Annotated in this window: 21 protein-coding genes; 5 read left to right on the forward strand and 16 right to left on the reverse strand. The window is 51.0% G+C overall.

Features of this window, described 5'->3' with window-relative positions; translation table 11 throughout:
* Positions 1-191: 191 nt before the first annotated feature.
* The 9 genes from JWJ90_RS00275 to JWJ90_RS00315 form a co-directional block, all read right to left on the reverse strand.
* On the reverse strand, positions 192-1,364 hold the full coding sequence (locus tag JWJ90_RS00275; RefSeq protein WP_205225345.1) for a sodium ion-translocating decarboxylase subunit beta: 1,173 nt from the start codon (positions 1,362-1,364) through the stop codon (positions 192-194).
* Positions 1,365-1,511: 147 nt separating this feature from the next.
* The gene (locus JWJ90_RS00280) at positions 1,512-1,859 is read right to left on the reverse strand and encodes a biotin/lipoyl-containing protein (RefSeq protein WP_205225178.1); all 348 of its coding nucleotides are present in this window, start codon (positions 1,857-1,859) and stop codon (positions 1,512-1,514) included.
* Positions 1,860-2,004: 145 nt separating this feature from the next.
* Positions 2,005-2,448, reverse strand: coding sequence for an OadG family protein (locus JWJ90_RS00285; RefSeq protein ID WP_205225179.1), 444 nt, complete (start codon positions 2,446-2,448; stop codon positions 2,005-2,007).
* Between the two features lie 60 nt (positions 2,449-2,508).
* Positions 2,509-3,012 carry a universal stress protein gene (locus JWJ90_RS00290; protein ID WP_205225180.1) on the reverse strand — a complete coding sequence of 168 codons (504 nt, stop codon included), beginning with the start codon at positions 3,010-3,012 and terminating at the stop codon, positions 2,509-2,511.
* Positions 3,013-3,078: 66 nt separating this feature from the next.
* Positions 3,079-4,479: a TRAP transporter large permease gene (locus JWJ90_RS00295; RefSeq protein WP_205225181.1), complete on the reverse strand. Its 1,401-nt coding sequence runs from the start codon at positions 4,477-4,479 to the stop codon at positions 3,079-3,081.
* Positions 4,476-5,021 (reverse strand): TRAP transporter small permease, encoded by a 546-nt coding sequence (locus JWJ90_RS00300; protein WP_205225182.1) that lies wholly within the window; start codon positions 5,019-5,021, stop codon positions 4,476-4,478. The genes JWJ90_RS00295 and JWJ90_RS00300 overlap by 4 nt, the downstream gene beginning before the upstream one ends.
* 81 nt (positions 5,022-5,102) lie before the next feature.
* The gene (locus tag JWJ90_RS00305) at positions 5,103-6,101 is read right to left on the reverse strand and encodes a TRAP transporter substrate-binding protein (protein WP_205225183.1); all 999 of its coding nucleotides are present in this window, start codon (positions 6,099-6,101) and stop codon (positions 5,103-5,105) included.
* A gap of 470 nt (positions 6,102-6,571) precedes the next feature.
* Positions 6,572-7,927, reverse strand: a complete 1,356-nt coding sequence (locus JWJ90_RS00310) for a sigma-54-dependent transcriptional regulator (protein ID WP_205225184.1) — start codon at positions 7,925-7,927, stop codon at positions 6,572-6,574.
* Positions 7,924-9,759 (reverse strand): sensor histidine kinase, encoded by a 1,836-nt coding sequence (locus JWJ90_RS00315; RefSeq protein ID WP_205225185.1) that lies wholly within the window; start codon positions 9,757-9,759, stop codon positions 7,924-7,926. Before JWJ90_RS00315 ends, JWJ90_RS00310 begins: the two co-directional genes overlap by 4 nt.
* 195 nt (positions 9,760-9,954) lie before the next feature.
* On the opposite strand from JWJ90_RS00315, the gene JWJ90_RS00320 reads away from it, so the two are divergent.
* The 3 genes from JWJ90_RS00320 (at position 9,955) to JWJ90_RS00330 (ending at position 13,870) form a co-directional block, all read left to right on the forward strand.
* Complete coding sequence (locus tag JWJ90_RS00320) at positions 9,955-11,025, forward strand: KamA family radical SAM protein (RefSeq protein WP_205225186.1); 1,071 nt, start codon at positions 9,955-9,957, stop codon at positions 11,023-11,025.
* A gap of 203 nt (positions 11,026-11,228) precedes the next feature.
* Positions 11,229-12,824, forward strand: coding sequence for a sensor domain-containing diguanylate cyclase (locus JWJ90_RS00325; RefSeq protein ID WP_205225187.1), 1,596 nt, complete (start codon positions 11,229-11,231; stop codon positions 12,822-12,824).
* A gap of 128 nt (positions 12,825-12,952) precedes the next feature.
* The gene (locus JWJ90_RS00330; protein ID WP_205225188.1) at positions 12,953-13,870 is read left to right on the forward strand and encodes an HpcH/HpaI aldolase/citrate lyase family protein; all 918 of its coding nucleotides are present in this window, start codon (positions 12,953-12,955) and stop codon (positions 13,868-13,870) included.
* A gap of 180 nt (positions 13,871-14,050) precedes the next feature.
* Here the strand turns inward: JWJ90_RS00330 and JWJ90_RS00335 are convergent, their stop codons facing one another.
* The 7 genes from JWJ90_RS00335 to JWJ90_RS00365 form a co-directional block, all read right to left on the reverse strand.
* Positions 14,051-16,027: a pyruvate carboxylase subunit B gene (locus JWJ90_RS00335; RefSeq protein WP_205225189.1), complete on the reverse strand. Its 1,977-nt coding sequence runs from the start codon at positions 16,025-16,027 to the stop codon at positions 14,051-14,053.
* 58 nt (positions 16,028-16,085) lie between these two features.
* Positions 16,086-16,283, reverse strand: a complete 198-nt coding sequence (locus tag JWJ90_RS00340; protein ID WP_205225190.1) for a hypothetical protein — start codon at positions 16,281-16,283, stop codon at positions 16,086-16,088.
* A 55-nt stretch (positions 16,284-16,338) separates the two neighbouring features.
* On the reverse strand, positions 16,339-17,889 hold the full coding sequence (locus tag JWJ90_RS00345) for an acyl-CoA carboxylase subunit beta (protein ID WP_205225191.1): 1,551 nt from the start codon (positions 17,887-17,889) through the stop codon (positions 16,339-16,341).
* Positions 17,890-17,993: 104 nt separating this feature from the next.
* On the reverse strand, positions 17,994-18,869 hold the full coding sequence (gene sucD / locus JWJ90_RS00350; protein WP_205225192.1) for a succinate--CoA ligase subunit alpha: 876 nt from the start codon (positions 18,867-18,869) through the stop codon (positions 17,994-17,996).
* Between the two features lie 148 nt (positions 18,870-19,017).
* Positions 19,018-20,175: an ADP-forming succinate--CoA ligase subunit beta gene (gene sucC / locus JWJ90_RS00355; RefSeq protein WP_205225193.1), complete on the reverse strand. Its 1,158-nt coding sequence runs from the start codon at positions 20,173-20,175 to the stop codon at positions 19,018-19,020.
* A 1,044-nt stretch (positions 20,176-21,219) separates the two neighbouring features.
* Positions 21,220-22,191, reverse strand: a complete 972-nt coding sequence (locus JWJ90_RS00360) for a hypothetical protein (protein ID WP_205225194.1) — start codon at positions 22,189-22,191, stop codon at positions 21,220-21,222.
* A gap of 122 nt (positions 22,192-22,313) precedes the next feature.
* The gene (locus JWJ90_RS00365) at positions 22,314-24,131 is read right to left on the reverse strand and encodes an extracellular solute-binding protein (RefSeq protein WP_205225195.1); all 1,818 of its coding nucleotides are present in this window, start codon (positions 24,129-24,131) and stop codon (positions 22,314-22,316) included.
* A 264-nt stretch (positions 24,132-24,395) separates the two neighbouring features.
* Between JWJ90_RS00365 and JWJ90_RS00370 the strand changes: the two genes are divergently transcribed.
* Entirely contained in the window at positions 24,396-25,682 is a 1,287-nt protein-coding gene (locus tag JWJ90_RS00370) for a 3-isopropylmalate dehydratase large subunit (protein WP_205225196.1), read from the forward strand.
* A gap of 33 nt (positions 25,683-25,715) precedes the next feature.
* Positions 25,716-26,243 (forward strand): 3-isopropylmalate dehydratase small subunit, encoded by a 528-nt coding sequence (locus tag JWJ90_RS00375; protein WP_205225197.1) that lies wholly within the window; start codon positions 25,716-25,718, stop codon positions 26,241-26,243.
* Position 26,244 lies beyond the last annotated feature (1 nt).

A 26,244-nucleotide genomic window follows, 5' to 3' on the forward strand; every position in this document is an offset into this window, starting at 1 on the left:
CCTTACAACCGGTTTTAGCGATTTAATCTGGCAAACAACCTTCTCTATTTGTGGGAAATAAAAACAAAAATAGTCAGGAAGTCAACTATAACCGGTCAAGAAATAGCCACTGGGCACTCTAGCTTCACAATTTGGGTTTTCCCGCGACCTCTATTCCAGCTTGAAACGAGACTATGAGTTATGCCCAACCATCATCCCGCAAAATTTTTCAGGGTCAGCAGTACACCGGCTGCAACCGCAGATCCGATAACCCCGGAGACATTTGGCCCCATGGCATGCATCAGCAGCATATTCTCTGGATCAGCTTCCATCCCCAGACGATGACTCACCCGAGCCGCCATGGGCACAGCCGAAACACCGGCAGAACCAATCAATGGGTTGATTTTGGTCCCGGGAAGCAGGTTCATCAGTTTAGCCATGAGCACACCGGAGGCGGTACCGATGGAAAAGGCAATCACCCCCAGAAAAAGAATACCCAAGGTAGAGGCGTTTAAAAATTTCTCGGCGGTCATCTGGGCACCAACACCCAACCCCAAAAAGATGGTCACGATATTGAGCAGTGAATTTTGTGCGGTTTTGGAAAGACGATCAACCACACCACACTCCCGCATGAGGTTCCCGAGCATGAACATACCGATCAACGGAGAGGCTGAAGGTAACAATAAGATAGTCAGCGCAAGAACAGTCAAAGGAAAGACAATTTTCTCTATCTTGCCCACATAGCGCATCTGATCCATACGAATCTGCCGTTCCTTTTTGGAGGTCAGCAGACGGACAATCGGTGGCTGAATAATGGGGACCAGCGCCATATAGCTGTAAGCCGCCACAGCAATGGACCCCAGGAGTCTGGGCGATAGCTGGCTGGATAAAAAGATGGCTGTCGGGCCATCCGCTCCACCGATAATACCAATGGAAGCGGCATCGAGCAGATCAAAGTCAATGCCCGGCACATACTTGGAAAGGGCCAAGGCCCCAATGAGGGTGGTAAAGATACCAAACTGGGCGGCTGCTCCCAAAAGCGCTGTTTTGGGGTTGGCCAGCATGGGCCCGAAATCGGTCAGGGTACCTATGCCCATAAAGATGATCAGAGGAAAGGCTCCGGATTTAATACCAACGGTATAAATATAATAGAGAATACCACCATGCTCGTTCATCCCTGCCAGGGGAATATTGGAGAGAATGGCACCAAAACCGATGGGGAGCAACAACAGGGGTTCAAACTCCCGGGCTATGGCCAGGTATAGGAGCAAAATACCTACACCGATCATCAGTAGCCGCCCAAGCCCTTCTGTCCAGTGCCCATGGGCAGGAAAAATGAACTGGGTAATGCCTGTTGCCTGAATAAACTGGCGCAACATCTCCATCATATCCGGCATAGCCTGCAGACCAGCCCCCTCCCCTGCCTGCCCAGCGAGTACGCAGGCTAAAGGGCTACAAACAAAAAACACCGCAAGTGCGGTGCTTAAGCTCAGAAGATATTTTTTCATAATCAAAACCGAAACGGTAGAGGCTCAGCCAAGAGTGACAAGGACTTGCCCGGCCGTCACCGTTTGGCCTTTACTGACCTCAACGGATTTGACCACACCATCCTCGGTGGCATAGATGGGAGATTCCATTTTCATGGCCTCAAGAATGACCACGGTTTCGCCTTTTTTCACCCGGTCACCTTCAGCACAGAGGACCTCGTAAATGTTGCCGGGCAGGTGGGTGCGCACCTCAACGGTCTTACCTGAGGCCCCCCCCTCAGCAGCAGGCTGATCGCTTCGCCGGACCTCCGAAACCTCGCCGGTCTCATCTTCAACCTGGACATGATAGGTAATGCCGTCAACAGTGACTTTGTAGCGGGATATTGCATTCATAAATCTTTATCCTTCAGTTAACACAAGGGACCGGAATACGGTTAGAGTTCACAAATCCCTCAAAGAGAAACTCATACATCCACCCACGTTTTTCCCTGTGACCTGACACCATTCATTTCACAGGGAAAAACGAGGAAAACGACTCTTACCTATTGCGAAAAAATCCGCCTAAGGCTGAACGATTTCTAAAAAATAGGCTACTGGCCCGCCACCCAGAACGTGGATTTGCATCTGTAGGCCGTTCCATCTGCGCATACTGCCTGGGAACAACATGCGGACGCAGAGTCGGGGGCGTTAAGGGCATACTCGGTTGCTGTACCTGAAGTACGGGCCTTGCAGTCTCAGCCTCCCTGCGAGCCCGATGTGCGGCAATGGCTGCGTTAATAACCGCCATGACCCGTTTGATTTCTTCATCGGCACGCAGCGTATTGAGCTTTTTCTTGGGCACGGCCAGGTATGCAGTTTCCTCTTTTACAGTAAAGGAATGCAATACCCGTGATGCCAATTTGATGACAACAACCAGCAAACTCAAAAAAACAAACACAAAGCCAATCCCCAGCAGGGTCAGCTTGATACCTTCAACAATCATTTTCTTCTCAGCCTCTTAGGTAAAACGACGTTCCCCCCACTTGCACAAACAACGAAGCACTTACCGCTCCGGGGGATTGGGAACGAGAAGCACCGGTATAGGGCTGTAGCGCAGCACACGCCGAGCCGTCGTCCCCATGACATCGGAATGGAAAAAACTATGGGTCGATTTTCCTATGACGATCATCTCCGCATTGTGTTCTTCAGCAACCCGCAGGATCTCTTTGCTGGGATAAGAGCCGCTGACGACGATGATTTCGGTTACAGGTATACGGTTAATGTTATAGGCCTCGATTTCCTCCTCTTTGAATTGCTGCAGCTGCTCCTTCATGGAATCGAGCATCTGCTGCATTCCCTCCTGATGAATTTTTTCCGCATCTTCCTCGGAAAGATAGGAATCCATCAGGGAGAGGGCTGAACTGCCCAAGGGGGGGACCACATGCACCATCAAAATTCGGGCTTCATAACGGCGTGCCAGGCTCACAGCCATCCGAAAGACAGGACGGGTCTGTTCACCAATATCAGTTGCATAGAGAATAGTGTTGACGTCTGGACGTGGGACCATGGCGTTTCTCCTTAAAACAGCACAAGCCCGCCATCCTCCAGTGGATGGCGGGCTTGCAAACAGTCGTTAATTATAGCCCTGAAGCTTATCGATATATTCCGGCAGAAAAAGTGAAATTTCCGGGATGTAGGTGATAAGCGCAAGAAAAACGAGCAACAGCATGAGCCAGGGGAACGAGGCTCGAATAACCCAGCCGATACTCTTGCCGGTAATACCGGCGGTGACAAAGAGATTGAGGCCAACCGGCGGGGTCAGCATACCTATCTCCATGTTGACGACCATGATGATACCCAGATGGATGGGATCAATCCCCAGTTTAACGGCGATGGGAAAAAGAATCGGGGCCATGATCAGCAGAATTGCTGAGGGCTCCATGAAGTTACCCGCAGCCAGCAGCAACAGGTTGACCACGATCAGAAAGGACCAGGACTCAAGCCCCATCCCCAGGATCATCTCGGCCAGATGGTGGGGAATTCGTTCGCTGGTCAGCACATGGGCAAAGAGCATGGCATTGGCGATGATGAAGAGCAGCATGATACTCACCTTGGAGGCATCGAGCAGAACCTTCTTTACATCCTTATCGCCAACACATTTGGGCAGGGCGATCAGTGACTGCAGGCTATTACGGGCCAGAATGGAACCAAATCCTTCACCCTCTTTTCGCCAGGGGATGTGTTTCATCGGACCGATATCACGGTAGCCGAAGATAGCAACGCCAAAGGCATAGATGGCCGAAACAGCAGCAGCCTCGGTGGGGCTTGCGATACCGCCATAGATGGAGCCAAGCACGATCACGATCAGCATCAGCCCGCCCATGGCAGAACCCATGGAGCTAAAAACTTCGCGAAAACCTGCCCAGGGGAGTGCTGGGATCTTTTTGATGCGGGCAACAATATAGATAGCCAGCATCAAGAGACCGCCCATCAACAGGCCCGGAATAAACCCGGCCATGAACATACGCGCGGCAGACTCTTCAGTGGCCGCTGCATAGACGAGCATAACAATGGAGGGAGGAATGAGAATACCCAGAGTACCTGCGTTGGTGATAACCCCGGCTGCAAAGCTCTCAGGGTAGCCCGCGCGAACCATTCCCACGATGACAATGGAGCCGATTGCAGCAACAGTTGCCGGAGAGGATCCGGAAACCGCAGCAAAAATCATACAGGCCATAACCGAGGCCATGGCCATTCCGCCGCGAATGTGACCAACGATGCTTAGAGCAAAGCGAATGATACGTTTGGCCACACCACCTGTGGAGAGAAAGGCGGAGGAAAGGATAAAAAACGGAATAGCCAGCAGAGTGTAATGAGCTGACAACGCCTCAAAAAGTTTCAGGGCAACGGAGGCCAGGGAATCGTCGGAGAAAAAGAGAATGGTAGAAATACTGGACAGTCCCAGTGCAAAGGCAATGGGCATCCCCAGGAGCATACAAATAAGCAACGTACCAAAGAGCGCTAAAGTGGTCATGCCTTACTCCCCCCGTTTTTCAATTCTTCGACAAGTTCCATTGATTCTTTGGCTTCGTCGGCATGACGGAACACGTCGGCTTTCCCGCAGATCACATGCCAGAGAACAACGAGAAGACGGATGGAAATAAAGACAAATCCAATCACCAGAATGGAGTGCGCCATCCAGGTCGGGATGGGCAGATCTTCAAGATCAATATTAATACTTATCATCTGTTGGAGATAATCATACGAACCATAGCCTATCAGGCCGCAGTAGGCCAAAGAGAGCAGGCAGGCAATGGTTGTCAGAATTCTCCGCCCGACAGTTGAGAACAATTTAACAAAGGCATCAACACCGATATGCGATCCCTGTTTGATGCCATAGGAGCAGCCAAACAGAACAAACCAGGCCGACAGAAGGAGAGTTAATTCCTGGGACCAGATAAAGCCGCTGTTGAAGCCAAACCGCATGATCACATCCAGGAATACCAGCCCGGTTGTTGTCACGAGCAGGAGGCAGATAATCGCCTCCTCTATCTTGTTGAGCACATGCAGAAACATGAGTTTCCCCTTTTTTTGTTTAAACCCGCAGAAGCTGCCCGATTATGGGGCAGCTTCTGCGATGCACATCACCAGTAATTATTAGTTGGCTTGATTGGCGTTGTAGGCCGCATCAATAATGTCTTTGCCGATCTGTTTCTCGAATTTCTTCCAAACAGGTTTCATAACCTCAACCCACTGAGCACGCTCTTCCGGGGTCAACTCAATGAGTTCAGTGCGCTTGGAATCGATAACCCGCTGTTTGTCGTTAACGGATTTCTCATAGGCTGCCTTGTTACCGTAAGCGATGGCTTCATCCAGCAGAGTTTTGAGTTCGGTGCGGAGGTCTTCGGGCAGGCCATTCCAAAATTTAGCTGAGGTGACAACCATGTAGTCCAGGAGTCCATGATTCGACTCGGTGATATAGGGCTGAATTTCGTAATATTTTTGGGAATAAATATTGGACCAAGTGTTCTCCTGACCGTCGATGGCTTTTGTCTGCAGCAGAATAAATACCTCTGAGAAAGGCTTTTTCAGCGGTACGGCGTCAACGGCTTCAAACTGTTTGGCAAGAACATCGGAGGCCATGATACGAAATTTCAGGCCGTTTGCATCAGCGGGTACGCGCAACGGCTTGCTTGCGGAGAGTTGTTTGAGGCCGTTGTGAATATACCCCAGGCCAATCAAACCTTTTTTGCTCAGCGAGTTGAGCAGTTTCTGGCCATCAGCACCTTGCTGGAAGCGATCAACAGCCTCCATATCTTTGAAGAGGAAGGGCAGATCAAAAATCTGCAGCTGTTTGGTATAGCGGCTGAATTTAGACAGAGCCGGAGCGGCCATCTGTACATCGCCCAGCAGCATGGCCTGCAGGACCTTATCGTCACCAAAAAGCTGGGAGCTCGGGTAGACCTCAACCACAACCTTGTCGCCCAATTTCTCTTTTACCAGGTCGCGGAATTTATTGGCGGCCAACCCTTTGGGGGTATTTTCGGCGACGACGTGGGAAAATTTGATAACAATGGGACCAGCGACCGCAGAACCGGCGACCAGGGCCATAGTGACTGCAGTTGCTAAGAATGCTTTGGAAACCTTTTTGAACATACTCCCTCCTAACAAGTTGTGATGGAATAAGTCCGGTCTATCCGGACAGGCTTTGTCCAATCCTCTCGGAGCCAGGCGCAGGGCCTGCTCTGGACATCACCCTAGTGGAGCAAGAACAGGTCCAAAACGTGTAAAAACACAGATAATGTATGATTCGAGGGAGTTACCGTAACTATGGAAAAAAACAGGTAGGATGAGAATGGGTGGGAATCCCCCCATCGCCTTTAAGAAAGGCGGGAAAATCGGCACAAAACAGCCGAGAAAACGTTTGAGTTTGGGAGGGATTCTTACGATAGATACGATTATGGGGAAGACAAGGTGAATAAATAGTTTTAACACTCATGGGCAGAACATCTTAAAAAACCGGTAGTGCATTCCTGTTACATTGAGGGTCCGTGGATGGCCCGCCTCACCCCATCAAAACTTTGAAAGTGTGTGAAAAATACTTTCACATTATTACATGATACTGCTCATTTAAAATCATTTTTATCCAGGCCGTATTTACGCAACTTATCGTAGAGCGTTTTTCTGGGAATGGAAAGCGAGGCCATGACATCACGAATAACGCCCTTATGGCTGGCAAGTGCCTGCTCCAAAATGGCGCGCTCAAAGGCATCCACCTGATCGGGCAGACTGGTAATCTGCCTGGCCCCACCGCCGGACATCATCCGCTCCAGTGACCAGTTGAACTGGGCCCCCAGGAGCACATACCGCTCTGCCAGGTTCCGCAGTTCCCGAACGTTGCCCGGCCAGTCATAGGCCATGAGCAGGTTGACCTGGGCCTGCTTGGGCATGGGCACCTCTTTCTGATACCGGTGACTGGCAACCAGGAGATAATGGTGAAAGATAAGGGGGATATCCTCACGCCGTTTGCGCAGGGGGGGAATCTCAAGGCAAACCACGTTGAGCCGATAATAGAGATCCTCACGAAAGGTTCCCTCTTTGGCAGCCTCCTTGAGATCCACCTTGGCCGCGGCCACCACCCGCAAATCAAGGGGGATCAAACGATTGGATCCCATCCGTTCCACGGCCCGTTCCTGGAGAACCCGCAACAGATGCACCTGAACCTGCATGGGCATACTCTCGATCTCATCCAAAAGCAGGGTACCGCCGTCGGCATGTTCAAATTTGCCCACGCGGGCGGTACGCGCATCGGTAAAGGCTCCAGCCTCATGGCCAAAAAGCTCGCTCTCGATCATATTTTCCGCCACCGCACCGCAGTTGATAGCCACGAAGTTCTGATTGCGACGACGGGAGTGCTCATGCAAGAGCCTGGCGACCAGCTCTTTACCGGTTCCGGTTTCACCCACCAAAAGCACATCGGCATCGGTGTCGGCGATCTGGGCGATGGTGGCCCGCAGCCCTTGGGTGGCCGGGGTCACCCCGATAAAGCGCGGTCCGGGCAGGCTGTAGGTTTCAAGCTCGGTACGCAGGGCCCGGTTTTCCAGGGTGAGCATGCGTTTTTCCAGGGCTTTTGACACTGTCTTCACCAGCCGTTCCGAGGAGTAGGGCTTTTCTAAAAAATCATAGGCACCATCCCGCATGGCCTGGACAGCGGTAGACACGTCCCCGTGTCCGGTAATGAGAATAATCGGAAGATCGCTATCTTCCTCATGCAGTTTACGCTGTAACTCAATCCCGCTCATACCCGGCAGACGAATATCGCAGACCACCACTCCCGGCCAGCCATCGTTGAGTACCCGCAGGGCATCTTCTGCAGACTCATGACAGGTAACCTCGAAATCCGCCAACTCGAGCGTCTGGCGATTAGCCTGGCGGATGTGCATTTCATCATCAATAAAGAGAACGTTTTTAAGTGGTTTCATGACTGACTGATTTCTCTGTTAAGCGTTATCTCAAAGCAGGCCCCGACCCCGGTATGCACCAGGCGAATGCGACCGCCCATGTCCTCCATGATTCGGGCAGAAATCGTCAGCCCCAAGCCCAGGCCTTTCCCCGGATCTTTGGTTGTAAAAAAGGGTTCAAAGATACGTCGCCCCATGGCAGGGTCAATTCCCGGACCGTTATCCTGCACACGAAGCAGTACGGTATCCTCTTCACGAACGACCTCAATGCTTACCTTTTTTTTATCCTGCTCGGCAACCGCCTGTATGGCATTGGAGATCAGATTCACCAGCACCTGCTGCAACAGCACGGCATTGGCACGGACCCCCTCAAGCTCCTGGGGCATATCAATGGAGAGTTTGACTCCGGATTTGGCAAGGACTGGTGCCATCATCTCCATGGCGCCGTCGAGAACACCGTGCAGTGGAACAATGTTCAGTTTGCCACTACTCTTGCGGGCAAAGATCTTGAGCTGCATGGCAAGTCCCCCCATGCGCTCGGTCAACTCCTTGATCTGCTCCAGATTCCATTCAACATTGTCTATACGGTTTTTGGCTAGAAACTGCACCGCGTTATCGGTGTAACTGCGAATGGCCGCCAAAGGCTGATTCAATTCATGGGTGATGACGGTACTCATCTGTCCCAGGGCTGCCAGCTTTGCCGCGTGGATGAGTTCTCGCCTGGTTTTGCGCAACTCCTCTTCCGTTTTCTGCCGTTCGGCGATCTCCTGACGAAGCTGATCGTTGGTTTCGGTGAGGGCTGCGGTCCGCTCCACCACACGAATTTCAAGCTGTTCATTGGCCTCCTGCAGCATGCGGCGATTGTCCTCAATAAATTTCTGCCGTTCAGCCACCTGCTGCTGATGCTGCCAGTAAAGCAGGATGGTCAGAGCAGCTAATCCGGCTGCTCCCACGATACTGATCAAGGTGTAGATTACCTGGGTTTCCACCGGCTTGAACTTGGACAGGGCATACACCTTCCAGCCTGCCTGATCCATAGCCGCTTCCTGCAGGAGAAAACTTTTGATCTTGCCGCTCTCTTCCAGCTTCAACTGGATGACCTTTCCCTGCTCCACTCGATGCTGCTCCACAAGGTTCAACGGTAAGAGAGAGGCGTTGGGATAACGCTGGGTTTCTGCAAGTCGCTTCTTCACCTGAGGATCCAAACTCCCCATGGTTCGAAAACGCCAGGGCTCACGGGTGGTGATAAAGATGACTCCATCCGGATCCACCACAAGAAAGTCGGCTTTCTGGTCAGACCAGTTTTCCTCGATGGAATCAATCTTGATCTTAATGACCACAGCACCCAATATCTTCCCCTCATAGCGAACCGGATAGGCAAAATAATAGCCACGTTCGCTGGAGGTGGTTCCCAGGGCAAAATAGCGGCCCAGCTTCCCTTCCATGGCCTGTTTGAAGTAGGGCCGATAACTGAAATTGCGCCCGACAAAAGGCTTGGGCGTATTCCAGTTGGAAGCGGCAATGGTCAGCCCATCTCGATTCATCAGATAGGTATCTGAGGCATCACTGATAGTGTTAATGGTTTCCAGATAGAGATTGAGGGCATTGATTCGTTCACGACTGCCTGGATTCTGGAAAAAATTCACCAACTGTTTATTCGTGGCCAACAGCTCTGGAAGGCTTTCGTATTTTTCCAACACCCCACGCAGATAGGAAATGTAGAGTTCCATGCGGGTGTTGCCCTCTTTTGCCAGGCTGTCGAGCCCATGGTTATAGGCAAGGATGCCTCCTGCTCCGAGCGCGAGGACCAGGGCGAAAATAAAGGTTGGTATGAGAACTATAAATCGGCGCATAATCGTCTCAAGGAGATGAATGTCTTGGGAAAATAGGCACTATACACGTTTGTGGTAAAAACTTCAAAACGGAGGGAAGCGATGCCGGTGTCGAGGACACCGTCCCTTTCAGCGCGCCCCTGCCCTGTTCCACCAATTCCTGCTTGGCAGAGAGGCATTCTTAGTGTATTGCAGAGTGCATCCCAAGGATAGCCCATGAACAAAAGAACGACTGAAACAACAATCAATGATGGCCTGTGCGGCTGGGATGGATCCCTTGAGCAGCTCTGCCGACACTTTTCGGTGGATATCTCCCCGCTGCAAGATGTTGCAAAGATCTATCCGGCACGCATCAGCCCCTACTACCGCCAACTGATCCAGGCACCGGGTGACCCGATCTGGCATCAGGCCGTACCGGATCTGCAGGAACTGTCTGACCCTGAAGGCATTGAGGATCCGCTGGACGAAGAAAATCTCAGCCCGGTTCCCAATCTGGTGCATAAATATCCGGACAGGGCGCTATTTCTCATCAGTTCCCAGTGCCCGGTGTACTGCCGCTTCTGCACCCGCAAACGCAAGGTGGGCCGAAGCGAAATGCAGATCACCGAGGAAACCATTGCCGCTGGGCTCGACTACCTGCAGAAGACACCGGCCATAAAAGATGTGCTTCTTTCCGGTGGCGACCCCTTCATGCTTGCCGATCAACAGCTGGAAAACATACTCAGTCGCCTGCGCAGGATACCATCGGTTGAAACCATCCGTATTGGTACCCGGGTGCCCTGCACCCTACCCGCACGCGTTACGCCTGAACTCGCTGCAATGCTGGCACGCTTTCATCCGCTCTACATCAACACCCACTTCAACCATCCTCGAGAACTGACCGCAGAGGCCAAACGTGCCTGTACCCTCTTAGCTGACGCGGGCATCCCCCTGGGCTGCCAGACAGTGCTCTTGCGTGGAGTCAATGATTCGGTTACAACGCTGCGGGAACTTTTTCGCGGTCTGCTGGCCATGCGGGTCAAGCCCTACTATCTCTTTCAGATTGATCAAACCAAGGGCACTTCGCATTTTCGAACCACCATTGAGACCGGGCTTGCGCTGATGGCCGGTCTGATCGGACATATTTCAGGCATGGCCATTCCCACCTATGCCCTCGACGCTCCCGGTGGCGGAGGAAAAATTCCCTTAACCCCCGCCTACATCACCGGTTGTGGGCAAACCTTGGAATTTACCACCTACAAGGGGCTTGCCTGCAGCTATCCCAACCGTCACTGGAACGGAACCTGATTTCTGGATGGACACCGGCTAATACGAATACAGCTGCTCGAGCCCCCTCCCTGCACTGTTGCGCAAATCTTTTTTTGAGAGACTTTCTTGGAGCAGGATTAAAAAAATTATATACTTCTGTTCATAATAAGCTATCCCCCTGAAACTGGTGCACCGATGCATGCTCACGGTTTCGGGCACTATTTTACCTCCAGGGGTTATCTATGTCGGCACAGAATGCTCCTTCGGAAGCGGTCCTCTCCACCATTTTCAATTCCAAGGATCTTCCAACCCTACCAATTATTGCCAGCAAACTGTTGGTACTGACAGCGCAGGAAGATACCCCCCTGACAGAAATAGCAACGCTCATCAGTCAGGACATGGGGCTTTCCACGAAAATCCTCCGGGTTGCAAACTCCTCATTTTACAGCTTCCCCCAGCAGATAGCCTCCATCAATCAGGCGGTCTCCATCCTCGGACTCAACGCTGTGCGTAGCTTGGTACTCAGCTTTTCCTTCCTCTCGCTGGGAGAAAAAAATAAAAAATCCAAATTTAACTTCGAACAATTCTGGGAACGTTCTCTGGTGGAAGCCGCTGGCACCAAACTGATTTTGGAGCAGATTCCCTATGCAGATACTGAAGAGGCGTTTACCTGCGGCCTTCTGCAGAATATCGGCCAGCTCATCTTTGCTACCACCCTTTCCCAAGAATACGAACAAATCCTGAATTCCCTTGAAGCTGGTAAGCAGGATAACAACAATGGACAGCAAATCGATCAACGTCAGCTGGAACAAGAACTCATAGGGATAACGCACACAGAAGTGGGTTTTGAAGTGGCTAAGATGTGGGGCTTGCCCGAGAGCCTGTTACTGCCGATCAAGTTTCACCATCAGCCGACCAGTTATGAGGGTACCAACGAAAAAGTGACCCTATATATTCGAGCCGCTTATCTGGCAGGACTTCTGGCAAATATTTTCTATTCAGAAACTCCCGAAGTCTTCCATAAGCAGTTTCGCACCGAGGCCAAGAATCTGCTGCAGCTCAAGATACGTGGGGTCAACACCGTCTTGAAAATGATTGACCAGACCATCGGGCAGTCGGCAAATTTTTTTGGAATCAAAATTAACGAGTTCAAATCAGTGGCCGAGATTCTCCAGGAGGCCAATCTTCGTCTCAGCCTAATCAACCTCTCCTATGAGGAGATGAACCGGGAACTGATCAAATCAAAGATGGCGCTGGAAAAAATAACCGAGGAACTGGAACAAAAAAACCGGCTCCTTGAAAACCTGGCCAACCTGGATGGGCTCACCGAAATCAATAACCATCGGTACTTTCAAATTTTTCTCGATTCTGAGATTAACCGCTGCATTCGCAATGAACGCAGCCTGGGACTGCTGCTGGCAGACATCGATCATTTTAAAAAACTCAATGACACCTACGGCCATCAGACCGGAGACTTTATCCTCAAAGAATTCAGTCGCATCACCAAAGAGGTGATCCGCGAGTATGACCTCATCGCCCGTTACGGTGGTGAAGAATTTGTTTTTGTCCTTCCGGAAACCGGTGAGGAAGACGCCCTGGCTGTGGCGGAAAAACTCAGAAAGACCGTAGAGGACTACCCATTTGACGACGGTAATCTCACCTACCATGTAACCATCAGCGTTGGTGTCGCCTGCGCAGTTCCTTCTGAAGACGAAGAGTTTAACAAGAACGACTTTATCAACAATGCCGATGAGGCTCTCTACGAAGCCAAAAACAACGGGCGCAATCGTGTCGTCCTCCATCATCCCAAGAAAAAAAAGAAATGGTACAATTTCTAAAGCTTTTTCTTTATGTGATTCCAAAAGATTTGCAAGACATTGATGGAGGAAAACGCCGCACTTTGGTATCTTCAGGGATAAAAGATTTCTCTCTATTTATTGATGCATACTCTGAATAAGGAGGCTTAATGAAACCACGACGTTCCAATATGTCCGTTCCTGGACATATTGAAAAAATGCACGGCAAGGCCAACCAATCGCTGGCTGATGTGGTCATGCTTGATCTTGAGGATTCTGTTCCGGTCGATGAAAAATCCACCGCCAGAAAACAGGTGATTGATTCCCTCTTGAACTTTGACTGGTCAAAAAAAACGGTGACCGTTCGCATCAACTCGCTGGATACGCCTTTCGCTTTTCGGGACCTGATCGAAGTTGCAGAGAATGCAGGACATATCATTGATGCCATTGTTATTCCCAAGGTCAATACTGCAGGCGATATCTCTTTTGCCGACCGGATGCTCGCCGGTATTGAATTGGAAAAGAAGCTGGAACGGCCCATCGGGATCGAAGCCTCCATTGAAACGGCTGAAGGGTTGCGCAATGCCTCAAAAATAACCCATGCAAGCAAACGTGTGCTCAGCCTGGTGTTTGGTATTGCCGATTACTCCGCCTCCATCGGTGCCCGTCTGGTTTCTATTTCCGGACATGGAGAAAAAGAAGAAGAACTCTACCCCGGTCATCGTTGGCATTTTGCCCTCTCCAACATGGTGATGAATGCCAAGTCCTACGGACGGTTGGCTATTGATGCTCCTTTTGGTAATTTTAAAGACCTTGATGGGCTACGCCGTTCTGCAGTTATGGCCTGTGCCCTGGGCTGTGACGGTAAATGGGCTATTCACCCTTCGCAGATTGAGGTGATTAACGAAGTCTTCACGCCATCAATTGACGACATCAAACTCGCCCAGAAGGTTATTGCCGCAGATGCGACAGCAAAATCGGAAGGCAGAGGTGCCATCGCCGTTGAAGGAAGGATGGTCGATCAGGCAACGGTCCGGTTGGCACAGAAGCTCTGTGATCAGGCCAAGTTTCTCGGGTTAATCAATTAGCCAGTATTTGTTGCAGACCATGCCTGCAACAAGACTCACTGTTGATCGAGCACTGTGTTTGGGTGGACACTTTTTTTGTGCCCACCCAAGGACTATGCTTTACCTTTACAGAGCTCAAAATAAAAAGGGGGTGTCGTCACCGACACCCCCTTTTTTTATGGACTACTTTAAGCGGCTGAATTAACCGATAACGGCCAGTACAGCGTCTTTGGTAACAGAGTCACCGGAAGCAAAGCAGAGCTGTTTGACAACACCGTCGCAAGGTGCGGCCAGATTGTTCTCCATCTTCATGGCCTCGAGAACAACCACGGTGTCACCGGCTTTTACTTCGGCGCCTTCTGCGACCTCGTACTTAACAACCATACCAGGCATAGGAGCGGTCAGCGGGGTACCACCTTCTACTGCTACCGGAGCGGCTGCAGGTGCGGCAGCAGCCTTCGGTGCGGCGGCAGGTGCAGCGGCTTTAGGAGCAGCAGCAGGTGCAGCGGCGCGAGCAACCGGAGCAGCAGCAACCATGGGCTGGAAGTCGCCTGTAGGATCTACATCAACGCTGAAGTACTCGCCGTCAACAAAGACGTTGAAGGTACGCACGTTCTCAGATTTCTCTGGAGCGTCAGCTTTGGGCTCAACCAGTTTACCGGCTTTGGCCTTGGCAACCAAAGAATCACGTTTCTTGACATCGTCAAGGGTGATGGGCTGTACTTCAGGCGGTGCCGGGGTAACGCCGTATTTCCACTCGAGGAATTTCTTACCGGTGACAGGGTAGATAGCGTAGAGTACGAGATCGTCGATGTCTTTGGCAAGATCACCGATCTCGGCTTTGGCTTTCTCCATCTCGGGCTCGAGTACCTCGGCAGGACGGCAGGTGATGGGTGTTTCACCACGCGGATAGCCTTTGAGGGCTTTTTTCTGTAACTCAGCATCAATCGGTACAGCGGTTTTGCCATAGAGACCGTAACACAGGTCTTTTACCTGAGCTGTGATCATCTTGTAGCGCTCTTCAGGAGTATCGAAGAGGACGTTGTTTACGGTCTGGATACCAACGATCTGGCTGGTGGGGGTAACCAACGGAATCTGACCGAGGTCTTTACGGACCTTAGGCAGCTCTTTGTAGACCTGGTCGATCTTGTCGAGAGCATCCATCTCGCGCAGCTGGTTGACCAGGTTGGAGAGCATACCACCCGGGGTCTGATGCAGCAGTACGTTGATGTCGATGATGGAGATCTTGGAATCGTCCATGAGGTGTTTATATTTCGGCATAACCTCTTTCTCAAGCACCTCGTTGATGGCAGCCAGTTTCTTGATATCGAAACCGGTGTCACGGTTGGTACCGAGCAGAGCCATGACAAGCGGCTCAAGGGCTGCATGAGCAGTACGATACGCGTACGGAGTCATACAGGTATCAACGATATCACAACCAGCCTCGATAGCCTTCAGGTGACTCATCGGAGACATACCAGAGGTAAAATGGCTATGGAGGTGAACCGGGGTTTTGGAAACTTCTTTGATTGCCTTAACGATGGCGTATGCATCATACGGAGCAATCAGACCGGCCATATCTTTAATACAGATAGAGTCGGCGCCCATGTCATCCAGAGCTTTAGCTTTGTTGACATAATAATCCAGGTTGTATACCTCGCCGCCAAGACGGGGCTCAGTCAGGGTGTAACAAATACAACCCTGGAAATGTTTCCCGCTCTTTTTGATCTGTTTTACAACAGTCTCAAAGTTACGGTAGTCATTGAGGGCGTCAAAGGTACGGAAAACGTCCATACCGTTCTCAGCTGCGCGATCAACAAAGGCATAAGCCAGATCGTCAGCGTAGTTACGGTAGCCAACCAGGTTCTGCGCACGCAGCAACATGGAGAACGGGGTTTTCTTGATGTAGCGTTTCAGGGTACGCAGGCGCTCCCACGGATCCTCGTTGAGGAAGCGATGCATGGTATCAAAGGTAGCACCACCCCAGGTCTCGATTGCCCAGAAGCCGACTTCGTCCATCATCTCGGCTACGGGGATCATATCCTCGGTACGACCGCGAGTTGCAAATAAAGACTGATGACCGTCACGAAGGCTCAGATCCATTACTTTGACCGGATTCTCTGCTGCAGGCCGGTCGGCATCGTAGTTCATGGCGGTCGGTTTAACTTGGTCGCTCATTGTCTGTATCTCCCTGTTATACGTTGTCGTTGAACGTCAAAAAGTCTCAAGAAGCCTTTTAGAAGGCTTTCATTTGAATCAGCCTACGGAAATTCATGATGTCCTGACGGCCGGCAATTGCCCATAAGTTAGGGCCTTTGGGTGCAGCATTGGCTGCAGCTGCCAGTTGCGCCTGGTACGCTGCCTCCTCTTCCTGCATCATATAGGCATTCACGGCTGCAAGGGCGGCAGCCATTTTTTTCTTTGCATTTGCCATTAGTATTCCTCTTTTCTGTTGGCTCGGCACAGACCGAACCGATGCATGAGAGTGCTTACAGCGGAATATTGCCGTGTTTTTTCATCGGGATGGTATCACGTTTCCCTTGGATTGACTCAAACGCATTGATGATGCGGAAACGGGTTTCTGCCGGTTCAATGACATCGTCAATATAACCACGCTCGGCGGCGCAGTACGGGTTGGAGAACTGGGTGTTATACTCGTTCTCTTTCTCAGCCAGGTAGGCCTTGGGATCTTCGGCGCTCTTGGCGCCCTTGGCGTAGAGAACCTCAACCGCACCCTTGCCACCCATAACGGCGATTTCACCGGTCGGCCAGGAGTAGTTGATATCGGTCCGCAGATGCTTGGACGACATAGCACAATAGGCGCCGCCGTAGGATTTACGGGTAATAATCGTTACCTTCGGTACCGTTGATTCAGCATAGGCATACAGCATCTTGGCGCCGTTGCGGATAACTCCGCCGAATTCCTGAGTGGTGCCGGGCAAGAAGCCAGGGACGTCGACAAAGGTCAGGATCGGGATGTTGAAGCAGTCGCAGAAGCGGATAAAGCGAGCACCTTTGATCGATGAATCGATGTCAAGAACACCGGCATAGTAGGAAGGATTGTTTGCAACAACACCAATGGCCTTGCCGCCATAACGGGCAAAACCGATGATGATGTTCGGTGCAAAATTTTGTTTGATTTCAAAAAATACACCGTCATCAGCCGTTGTGGTGATGACCGACTTCATGTCGTAGGCGGCGTTGGGATTGTCCGGAATAATATCGTTGAGCTCGGGAGCCTTACGGGTAATGGGATCCGTGCACTCAACCATTGGCGGATCTTCCATGTTATTCTGCGGCATGTAGGAGAGAAGATCTTTGATGTACTGGATAGCGTCCATCTCGTCTTCGGCAGCATAGTCGGTAACACCGGATTTGGTGGTATGCATGACCGCGCCACCCAACTGTTCGGTGGTGACGTCCTCGTTCAACACAGTTTTAACGACCTTGGGACCGGTGAGAAACATGTAGGACTGGATTTTGACCTGAATGATGAAGTCGGTCAAAGCGGGCGAGTAGACAGCACCACCGGCACAAGGTCCGAAGATACCAGAAATCTGCGGCACGACACCGGAGGAAAGAACGTTGCGGGTAAAGATCTCGGTATACCCGCAGAGAGCCTCGATACCTTCCTGGATACGGGCGCCACCGGAGTCATTGAGGCCAATGACCGGCATGCCGTTTTTCATTCCCAGGTCCATAATCTTGCAGATTTTTTCAGCCAAGGTACCGGAAAGAGATCCGGCCAGAACCGAAAAATCCTGGGCATACAGATACACGCCGCGTCCGGCAATTTTACCGTAACCGGTAACGATACCGTCGCCGAGAAACTTGATTTTCTCCATGCCGAAGTTGTAGCAGCGATGGAGTTTGAAGGTATCGTACTCTTCAAAGGTACCCGGATCCAACAGGGCAGCAATACGCTCACGTGCGGTCAATTTGCCCTTGGCATGGATTTTATCAATTTTATCTTGGCCGCCGCCAAGCATGGCTTGGGCCCGTTTTTGTTTAAGTTGCTCTAATTTTTCCTTAGTGCTCATGCTGTCTCCTTGCTGCAGAATTCAATGAAATTCCGTGCCCGACGATTATGAAAGCCCGGGCAGCGCCCAATGGAGCACATTGGACGCTACCCTGTTATGGGGAATCAGCCTTTGTATACCTCTTTGCACAGCTCGCCCAGCTTGCCGAGGTTAGCACAGTGATGGACACCACTGGCCTTCATAGCCTCGATCTTGGCCTCTGCAGTACCTTTACCACCGCTGACGATAGCACCTGCATGGCCCATACGACGGCCAGGAGGAGCGGTCAGACCGGCGATGAAACCGACAACCGGTTTTTTGGTGTTGGCTTTAATCCACTCACAGGCATCCTCTTCAGCGTTACCACCGATCTCACCGATCATGATGATAGCTTTGGTGTCGTCGTCGGCAGCGAAGGCCTCGAGACAATCAATGAAGTTGGTACCGTTGATGGGGTCACCACCGATGCCGATAACCGTGGTCTGACCAAAGCCCTGCTGGGTCAGCTGATGAACGGCCTCGTAGGTGAGCGTTCCAGAGCGGGACACAACGCCCCAAGGTCCACCGGGTTTATGCATCGGTCCAGGCATGATACCGATTTTGCACTCGCCGGGGGTGATGATACCGGGGCAGTTACCACCGATCAGGCGGGTAGATTTGGTGGCCAGGTAGTTTTTGACCTTCATCATGTCGAGAACCGGAATTCCCTCAGTGATGCAGACAACCAACTCGATACCGGCATCGGCGGCTTCCATGATGGCGTCAGCAGCGAAAGGCGGCGGTACCAGGATCATGGAGGCGTTACAACCGGTTTTCTCACGAGCCTCTTTAACAGAGTTGTAGATGTTGACATCATCCATCTTCTGGCCGCCTTTGCCCGGAGTCACACCAGCAACAACGTTGGTGCCGTAGGCGATAGCGGCGCGAGTATGGAACTGGCCTTCTTGGCCGGTGATGCCTTGTACAACTAACTTAGTATTCTTATTAACGAAAACGCTCATTATTTTCCTCTATGGGTATAAGTTATATGCCTCTGAAATCTGAGAGTTCAATATCAGTGGTCACGATCAGCCGGAGTTCATAACCGTCGCGAGAAAAACATCATGGTTTGCCTCAGACGGAAAAAGGCCAATCAGAACTCATCTTTCATCAGGAAACGATCTTGGCAACCTTTTCAGCTGCATCTGCCAGATCTTTGGCATTGATCAGGTCGAGTCCGGACTCGGCGAGGATGCGGCGGCCTTCCTCGACGTTGGTTCCTTCCATGCGGACAACAACCGGAACAGAGAGTTTCAGTTTGGTAGCAGCCTGAACAACACCCTTAGCGAGAATATCGCAGCGGAGGATACCACCAAAAACGTTAATCAGAATACCTTTGACAGCCGGATCTTTCATGATCAGACGGAAACCATTCTCAATGGCCTCGGCATTCGCTCCGCCACCTACGTCCAGGAAGTTGGCAGGAGATGCACCGGCCAGCTGAACGATGTCCATGGTGGCCATGGCCAGACCGGCACCGTTAACGATGTTACCGACATTACCGTCGAGGTTGATGTAGTTGAGACCGTATTTGGAAGCTTCTGCCTCGACCGGATCTTCCTCATCGATGTCGCGCATCTCTTTGACATCGGGATGACGGAACATGGAGTTGCCGTCAACATCCATTTTGGCATCCAGAGCCAGAATGTCGCCGTCACCGGTGATGATCAAGGGGTTGATCTCAACCATAGAGCAGTCATAGGCCATGAACAGCTCATAGAGGTTTTTCAGCAGTGCAGACATTTTTTTCTGCAGATCTTTCTCAAGCTCAAGACCAAAGCAAACCTTGCGGGCATGGAAAGGCTGGAAACCGGTAATCGGGCTGACACTGACGGTTACAATGCGCTCGGGGGTTTTAGCAGCAACTTCCTCGATGTCCATACCGCCGTCCTGGCTGCAGACGATGGCAACACTTGCGGTCTCACGATCGGGGATGATGGAGAGGTAGAGCTCTTTTTTGATGTCCAGGCCTTCTTCGACCAGAACTTTACGAACTAATTTTCCCTGGGCGCCAGTCTGCTTGGTCACCAGAGTCATACCGATGATGGAGTCGGCAACGGGTTTGACGTCGTCTTTGGCCTTCGCCAGTTTAACGCCGCCGCCTTTACCACGGCCACCGGCATGAACCTGGGCCTTTACGACCACCGGATACCCGAACTCTTCGGCGATTTGAGCTACCTCATCAGAGGTGTGAGCAAGTTTGCCCTTAGGGGTTGGTACATTAAATTTTCGGAATAATTCCTTGGCCTGATACTCATGAATTTTCATAGACGCATCCTTTTGCGGCGGACCCAGCACGTATGTGCATGATCCCCCAGAGAAGTAAATGTTAATTCAAGTCCCTGATACAAATTCCAACTGCGTGGCGCTTCAGTCGTGATCCACCAGAACTCCCGCGCTGTTTTCCTGACCTGACAAAAAAGAAATTCACCCACGGTCCCGATTGAGATACCGATGGGCGCCCTAGAGCTCCCATATGCCTGCAATCAACAGCACACAAGTGGTCTATCCTTCTTAACGCCACAAAATCTTTATAAAATGATGGCGTTCAAAATCCAGCAAGATACGAGTTAAATTGTCGATATTGAAAATGAGTGACCAGTACTTCCGGAACCGGTCAAAGGTGGTGGGGTGCGGAGGTAAGAGTGTACGGGATAGACGTACGGCTCCCTGATTCATCATACGTCATAAGCCCGCATGGTGAATTTGGGATTCTTCCGAGAGCACCGATGACCGCTGCCGTTTCCGAAAAAACCACTCAAATTCTGCCCACTGCTCTATTGGCAGAACGTGTGTTTCGTGATGACTGGTAAAAAAGAAGGGGGAGTTTGAAGGCTGATATCCTTCGGATGATCTGTGGGGGGAGTTCTATCGGGGCAATTTCGCACCTACGGCCCTAAATCTGCCTCAGATACGCTCTAGAGGCCCTAAACAAACGCCCTAAAACCATTCCGACAACAACATTCTCAACAGCCACTTCCGAAAATACCACTCAAAACTCAGGACTTATAACCAGACTGCTGAGAAAGAGTCAAGTGATAAATCACCTCTTTAAACCGGCGGCGTGACGGTGAAAGTGTGGAAGCTACTGACAACCTGCGAAAATTAGAGGCTGAAAGAAAAAAGCGCAGAGGATTTCCGATCTTACTTAACTCTCACAATTCAGTGACTGAGGAGCCATTCAGGAAGAAACTGAATCGGGATTCAGGAAAAAAATGAGGGCGCATTCAGTGTCAAAAGGGCAACAATCTTGAAACGAGGTTACGTATGCATAACGATTTTGTATCCCTGTAACTCAAAAAATCCGCCCTTTTATTTCTTGTTTTTTGTTTTGGGTTCTTTTTTACGTTGGGTTATTTGATCGATGCTAATTTCAAGATGATCGATCATGATCCCGGTGTAGCGCTGAATGTTATCCAGAATGTAGGTCCGCAACTCATGCAACTCTCCGGATAAGGTTTTACCAAAGGGCACATCGATAAAAATGTCGATCCCGTAGCCGCCACGTCCCAGCTTGACCTTGATTTTGCGGACCATGATCTCGCCATCGTATTCATCGATGCAATGGAGAATCATCTGGGTCAGGGCCGCCTCGGAGATGGAGACAGAGCCGCCGACTGCATCTTCCTGGTATTGGGGCTGCACCACAGATTTCTCAAAGAAACGAGATTTTTTGACACCATCCTTATCTTTCCCCCCTTTAAAGAAAATACGTATGGTGTCAGAGAGGATCTGCGCATAGTCTCGTTTGACCTCAATGGCAGGAACAGGAATGACGTGCTTGCCCTCTTCAAAACGGGACTTGATCGCATTTTCGATATCTTTCTGACTGGCGATCTCCTCAATCTTGATAACCTGGGTGATGGGGGGGAGCTCCAGCACATCAGCGAGTTTCGTCACCATGCGCTCTGAGGTTCCTAAAAGAAGAATTTTTTTAATTTTCTTCTCCTGGATCATGGTCACGACACCTTTGCGGTGTTCTTCATCACTAAAGAGGGCGGTCTTGATGGCGCTTATGTAGTTTTTTTCATGCTTGGCTGATTTGCCTGCAAGGATCGTATTTTCGTGTATTAACAGCCCGTCATCGACAATGTAGGGGACACTGAGCTTTTCAGCCAGGAGCTTGGCCCTGAAACTTTTCCCCGTCCCACTTTTACCGACCAGTGCATAGACGGTAATCCCCTGCAACCGCCCTTTGATACGGCTATAGAATTGATAGATCTCCTTACCGGTCAGGTAGATCCATTGCTGGTCCTTGTTGCTTTTTTCCTCAGTCGTGCTCATGTACGTCCAACTACACCTAATCAATCTGAATATGGTTCGTATAGAGAGAGGATCTCTCTCTCAAACCCCAAAAGCCAAGAATACGAAAAAACCTTTTCTCAGAGCGCCCTCTGGCTCGGATCTTACTGTACGTCCTCCCGCCACCAGGTATTCAGCCACTGATCATAACTGTAATACAGGGGCAACTTCTCTGGATATTTGAGGTGCGCGTTAAAAGCCAGACGGTGCGAGGCCAGATACCAGTTAGGTACAATGTAATAGCCATACCAGAGCACGCGGTCAAGGGCGCGACAGGACGTGGTCAGCGTCTCCTGGTCTTCGGCGTAGATGATGTCGTCCACCAAGGCGTCGACCACCGGACTTTTAATGCCAATGATGTTACGCGAGCCTTTTCGTTCCGCTGCATCCGACGTCCAGTAGTCACGTTGTTCATTGCCAGGTGACTGTGACTGGCCGAAACTGGTGACCACCATATCAAAATCAAAATTCTTCACACGATCCGCATACAGGGCCGGGTCAATAGTGCGATAACTGACCTTAATTCCAAGTTTGCGCAGGTTTGCGGCGTAGGGAGCTATGACCCGTTCAAAGGCACTGTCGGCAAGAAGAATTGCAAAGCTGAAAGGCTGTCCCTGTTTATTGACCAAGGTCCCGTTTTGCACACGCCAACCAGCTTGAGTAAGCAAAGAATGCGCCTTGCGCAGATTCCCGCGAAGGCTTGCAGGCGGGGTTGTTGAAGGTGCAGTCAGGGGCGTGGTGAACACTTCAGGGGGCAGTTCAGCCTTAAATGGGGTTAACAGTGCAAGCTCACCTGGACTTGGAAGGCCTGTTGCAGCGTAACTTGAGTTGGAAAAATACGAGGTATTGCGGGTGTACTGATCAAAAAACAGAGTCTTGTTGGTCCACTCAAAGTCAAGAGCCAGGCCCAGAGCCTGGCGTACGCGAACATCTGCAAACAGCGGTCTGCGAATGTTAAAGGCAAACCCTTGAATGCCTGCATTGTTCTTATGAGGAAAGATTTTTTTGATAAGTTCACCACTCTCAAAACGACGTCCGGTCAGATCACGGTTCCACTGCTTGGAGATATGGGCCATGAGAAAATCGAACTCACCTGCTTTAAAGGCCTCAAGGCTGACGATGGGATCCTTGAAATATTTTACGACGATGGTGTCGAAATTAAACATCCCCTGGCGCACATTAAGATCTCGACCCCAGTAATCGGGATTTTTACGGTAGGTAATAGATTTACCGGGTTGCGCATCGCTGACCACATAGGGGCCACTGCCCACCGGAATATCCATGGCTCCCTGACCACCTTTTGGGTTGAAGGCATGGCCTGTGTAGTATTTCTGGCTTAAGACCGGCAACTGGGCCGCAATCATATGCAACTCTCGATTCGGCCGAACAAAAAGAAAACGAACGGTGCGTGGTCCAAGAATCTCAGCCTTCTCAATATCATGAAAGTAAAGTTGATAGAAAGGGTGGGCCTGATCGCTTTGCAAGGTTTCCAGAGAAAATTTGACATCGGAGGCCATAATCGGCGTGCCATCTGAAAATTTGGCCTTGGGGTTGAGAGTAAAGGTCACGGATTTTTTATCGGTTGCCAACGCAATATCCTCGGCAACAAGCCCATACTCGGCAAAGGGTTCGTCCAGGCTGGCCACAGCCAGGGTTTCAAACACATAGGGGTTCAAACCTCTGGGAGCGGCTCCTTTCAGCGTAAAAGGATTCATCTTCTCAAAGCTGCCCAAGTCATGCAAAACAAGGGTTCCGCCCTGTTTGGCATGTTCTGAAGTATAGTCGAACCGGGTGAAATCCGGGGGATATTTCAACGATCCATCGATGCTCACGCCATGGGCGGCCAGGGCGGAAGAGCTGCAGATAAACAGCCCCATGAGGAACAGGAAAACAAGAAAAATCGCTTTGAGATCATTTGCCATAGGGATGCTCACGGATTCAGGAGAAAAAAAGCTCAAGGGGTTTGCCACCGGATAAACCGGCGCAGTATACGCAATCGTCTCAATAATGTACAGTTGTTCCGTGTTTTTAATCTATGGGCTTTTCAGGATCCGCTCCAAAAAAAATTGACGAACAGGCCTACCGGGTGTAGTTATTTAAGGTTATCCGATCAACAGGCCGCATCTCAACATTGAGAGGCGGCTCTTCTTTCTTTTTTCCATATTTTAGCCTTTTGGAGTGCACGAATGGGACAGACCATTACTGAAAAAATCTTTGCGGCCCACCTGCGGGATACCCCGACACCGGGTAACATGGTGCTTGATATCGACGTTATCATGTGCCACGAAATAACCACCCCCATTGCCATTATGGATCTTATGGAAAAAGGGATGGATCGGGTCTGTGATCCCAAACGTATCAAGGCCGTTATTGACCATGTTACTCCGGCCAAAGACTCAAAAACCGCGACCCAGGCCAAAATCATGCGTGACTGGGCCCGTCGACACAACATTGAGGACTTTTTCGACATTGGCCGCAACGGTGTCTGCCATGCCCTTTTTCCAGAGAAAGGATTCATTCGACCAGGAAACACGGTCATCATGGGCGATTCCCACACCTGTACCCACGGAGCATTCGGTGCCTTTGCCGCCGGTGTTGGCACCACCGATCTTGAGGTAGGTATTCTCAAAGGTGTCTGCGCCTTTCGCGCCCCTAAATCCCTCAAGGTGGAAGTCACCGGTACTCTGCCTAAAGGTGTTGGCGCCAAGGATATCATCTTAAATGTAATCAAGCAGCTCACCGTCAACGGTGGCACGGATATGGTCATCGAATTTTGTGGCCCGGTCATCGATGCCATGAACATGGCCTCACGCATGACCCTGTGTAACATGGCAGTCGAGGCGGGTGCCACCTCCGGCGTCTGTCAACCTGACCAGGTCACCGCCGAATATCTCTGGCCCTTTATCAAAGACGAGTACGCATCCATTGAGGCGGCAACTGAGGATTTCAGCAAGTGGCGCTCCGATGCCGACGCGGTCTACGAGCGTACCCTGAACATTGATGTGGCAACGCTGATCCCTCAGGTCACCTACGGTTACAAACCCGATTGCGTCAAAGATGTCACTGAAATGGAAGGTACCAAGGTCGACCAGGTCTACATCGGCTCCTGTACCAACGGCAGGATCGAAGACCTGCGTGAGGCCGCAGCAGTCGTCAAAGGCAAAACCATTGCAGAAACCGTGCGTGGTATTCTTGTTCCGGCCACCCCAAAGATCTACTCCATGGCGCTTGAGGAAGGTCTGATCAAAATTTTCATGGACAGCGGCTTCTGCATCATGAACCCCACCTGCGGGGCCTGCCTGGGCATGAGCAGCGGTGTTCTGGCCGAAGGCGAGGTCTGCGCCTCCACCACCAACAGAAACTTCAACGGCCGTATGGGCAAAGGCGGCATGGTCCATCTGATGAGCCCGGCCAGCGCGGCGGCTGCTGCATTAACCGGAACGATTACTGATCCCCGCCCTTTCCTCAACTGATCTGCGTAAGAGAATAAAATAGAAGGATTTCCTATGAAACAGTTTGGTGGCCCAGCGGCCTTTCTCAATAGAAGCGATATCAACACCGATGAGATCATCCCTGCAAAATATCTCACCGAAATCACCAAAAAAGCACTTGCACCGCATCTCTTGGAGGACCTCCGCCTGGAAGGCCAGGAGTTTGATCCCCACTCTCAGGTGATGCAGGAGGCGCAGGTGGTAATCACCCGCTCCAACTTCGGTTGCGGCTCTTCCCGTGAGCATGCGGTCTGGGCCCTGGAGGTCAACGACATCAACGTGGTGATCGGTGAGAGCTTTGCCCGTATTTTCCGGCAGAATATGTTCAACTGCGGTATTCTCGCCGTTGAGTTGTCAGCTGCTGATCTGGACAAACTCTTTGGGCTCAAGGGTAAGGTCATGGTCAAGGTCGACCTGGAAGGCGAAAAAGTTATCGCCACCAGCGATGATACAACCGTCGAGTGTGGATTCAGTCTCAATGCCTTTGACAAAAAGCTGATCGGTGCCGGCGGCTGGCTGGCTTTTGCAGACAGTAACTACTGAT

It is taken from the genome of Desulfobulbus rhabdoformis, assembly GCF_016919065.1.
GTDB classification, from domain to species: domain Bacteria; phylum Desulfobacterota; class Desulfobulbia; order Desulfobulbales; family Desulfobulbaceae; genus Desulfobulbus; species Desulfobulbus rhabdoformis.

What these genes read in the sequence shown, in the direction of transcription:
- JWJ90_RS00275 (WP_205225345.1), bottom strand. Translation starts at nt 1,364, where the DNA reads ATGGAGATGTTGCGCCAGTTTATTCAGGCAACAGGCATTACCCAGTTC.
- JWJ90_RS00280 (WP_205225178.1), bottom strand. Translation starts at nt 1,859, where the DNA reads ATGAATGCAATATCCCGCTACAAAGTCACTGTTGACGGCATTACCTAT.
- JWJ90_RS00285 (WP_205225179.1), bottom strand. Translation starts at nt 2,448, where the DNA reads ATGATTGTTGAAGGTATCAAGCTGACCCTGCTGGGGATTGGCTTTGTG.
- JWJ90_RS00290 (WP_205225180.1), bottom strand. Translation starts at nt 3,012, where the DNA reads ATGGTCCCACGTCCAGACGTCAACACTATTCTCTATGCAACTGATATT.
- JWJ90_RS00295 (WP_205225181.1), bottom strand. Translation starts at nt 4,479, where the DNA reads ATGACCACTTTAGCGCTCTTTGGTACGTTGCTTATTTGTATGCTCCTG.
- JWJ90_RS00300 (WP_205225182.1), bottom strand. Translation starts at nt 5,021, where the DNA reads ATGTTTCTGCATGTGCTCAACAAGATAGAGGAGGCGATTATCTGCCTC.
- JWJ90_RS00305 (WP_205225183.1), bottom strand. Translation starts at nt 6,101, where the DNA reads ATGTTCAAAAAGGTTTCCAAAGCATTCTTAGCAACTGCAGTCACTATG.
- JWJ90_RS00310 (WP_205225184.1), bottom strand. Translation starts at nt 7,927, where the DNA reads ATGAAACCACTTAAAAACGTTCTCTTTATTGATGATGAAATGCACATC.
- JWJ90_RS00315 (WP_205225185.1), bottom strand. Translation starts at nt 9,759, where the DNA reads ATGCGCCGATTTATAGTTCTCATACCAACCTTTATTTTCGCCCTGGTC.
- JWJ90_RS00320 (WP_205225186.1), top strand. Translation starts at nt 9,955, where the DNA reads ATGAACAAAAGAACGACTGAAACAACAATCAATGATGGCCTGTGCGGC.
- JWJ90_RS00325 (WP_205225187.1), top strand. Translation starts at nt 11,229, where the DNA reads ATGTCGGCACAGAATGCTCCTTCGGAAGCGGTCCTCTCCACCATTTTC.
- JWJ90_RS00330 (WP_205225188.1), top strand. Translation starts at nt 12,953, where the DNA reads ATGAAACCACGACGTTCCAATATGTCCGTTCCTGGACATATTGAAAAA.
- JWJ90_RS00335 (WP_205225189.1), bottom strand. Translation starts at nt 16,027, where the DNA reads ATGAGCGACCAAGTTAAACCGACCGCCATGAACTACGATGCCGACCGG.
- JWJ90_RS00340 (WP_205225190.1), bottom strand. Translation starts at nt 16,283, where the DNA reads ATGGCAAATGCAAAGAAAAAAATGGCTGCCGCCCTTGCAGCCGTGAAT.
- JWJ90_RS00345 (WP_205225191.1), bottom strand. Translation starts at nt 17,889, where the DNA reads ATGAGCACTAAGGAAAAATTAGAGCAACTTAAACAAAAACGGGCCCAA.
- sucD (WP_205225192.1), bottom strand. Translation starts at nt 18,869, where the DNA reads ATGAGCGTTTTCGTTAATAAGAATACTAAGTTAGTTGTACAAGGCATC.
- sucC (WP_205225193.1), bottom strand. Translation starts at nt 20,175, where the DNA reads ATGAAAATTCATGAGTATCAGGCCAAGGAATTATTCCGAAAATTTAAT.
- JWJ90_RS00360 (WP_205225194.1), bottom strand. Translation starts at nt 22,191, where the DNA reads ATGAGCACGACTGAGGAAAAAAGCAACAAGGACCAGCAATGGATCTAC.
- JWJ90_RS00365 (WP_205225195.1), bottom strand. Translation starts at nt 24,131, where the DNA reads ATGGCAAATGATCTCAAAGCGATTTTTCTTGTTTTCCTGTTCCTCATG.
- JWJ90_RS00370 (WP_205225196.1), top strand. Translation starts at nt 24,396, where the DNA reads ATGGGACAGACCATTACTGAAAAAATCTTTGCGGCCCACCTGCGGGAT.
- JWJ90_RS00375 (WP_205225197.1), top strand. Translation starts at nt 25,716, where the DNA reads ATGAAACAGTTTGGTGGCCCAGCGGCCTTTCTCAATAGAAGCGATATC.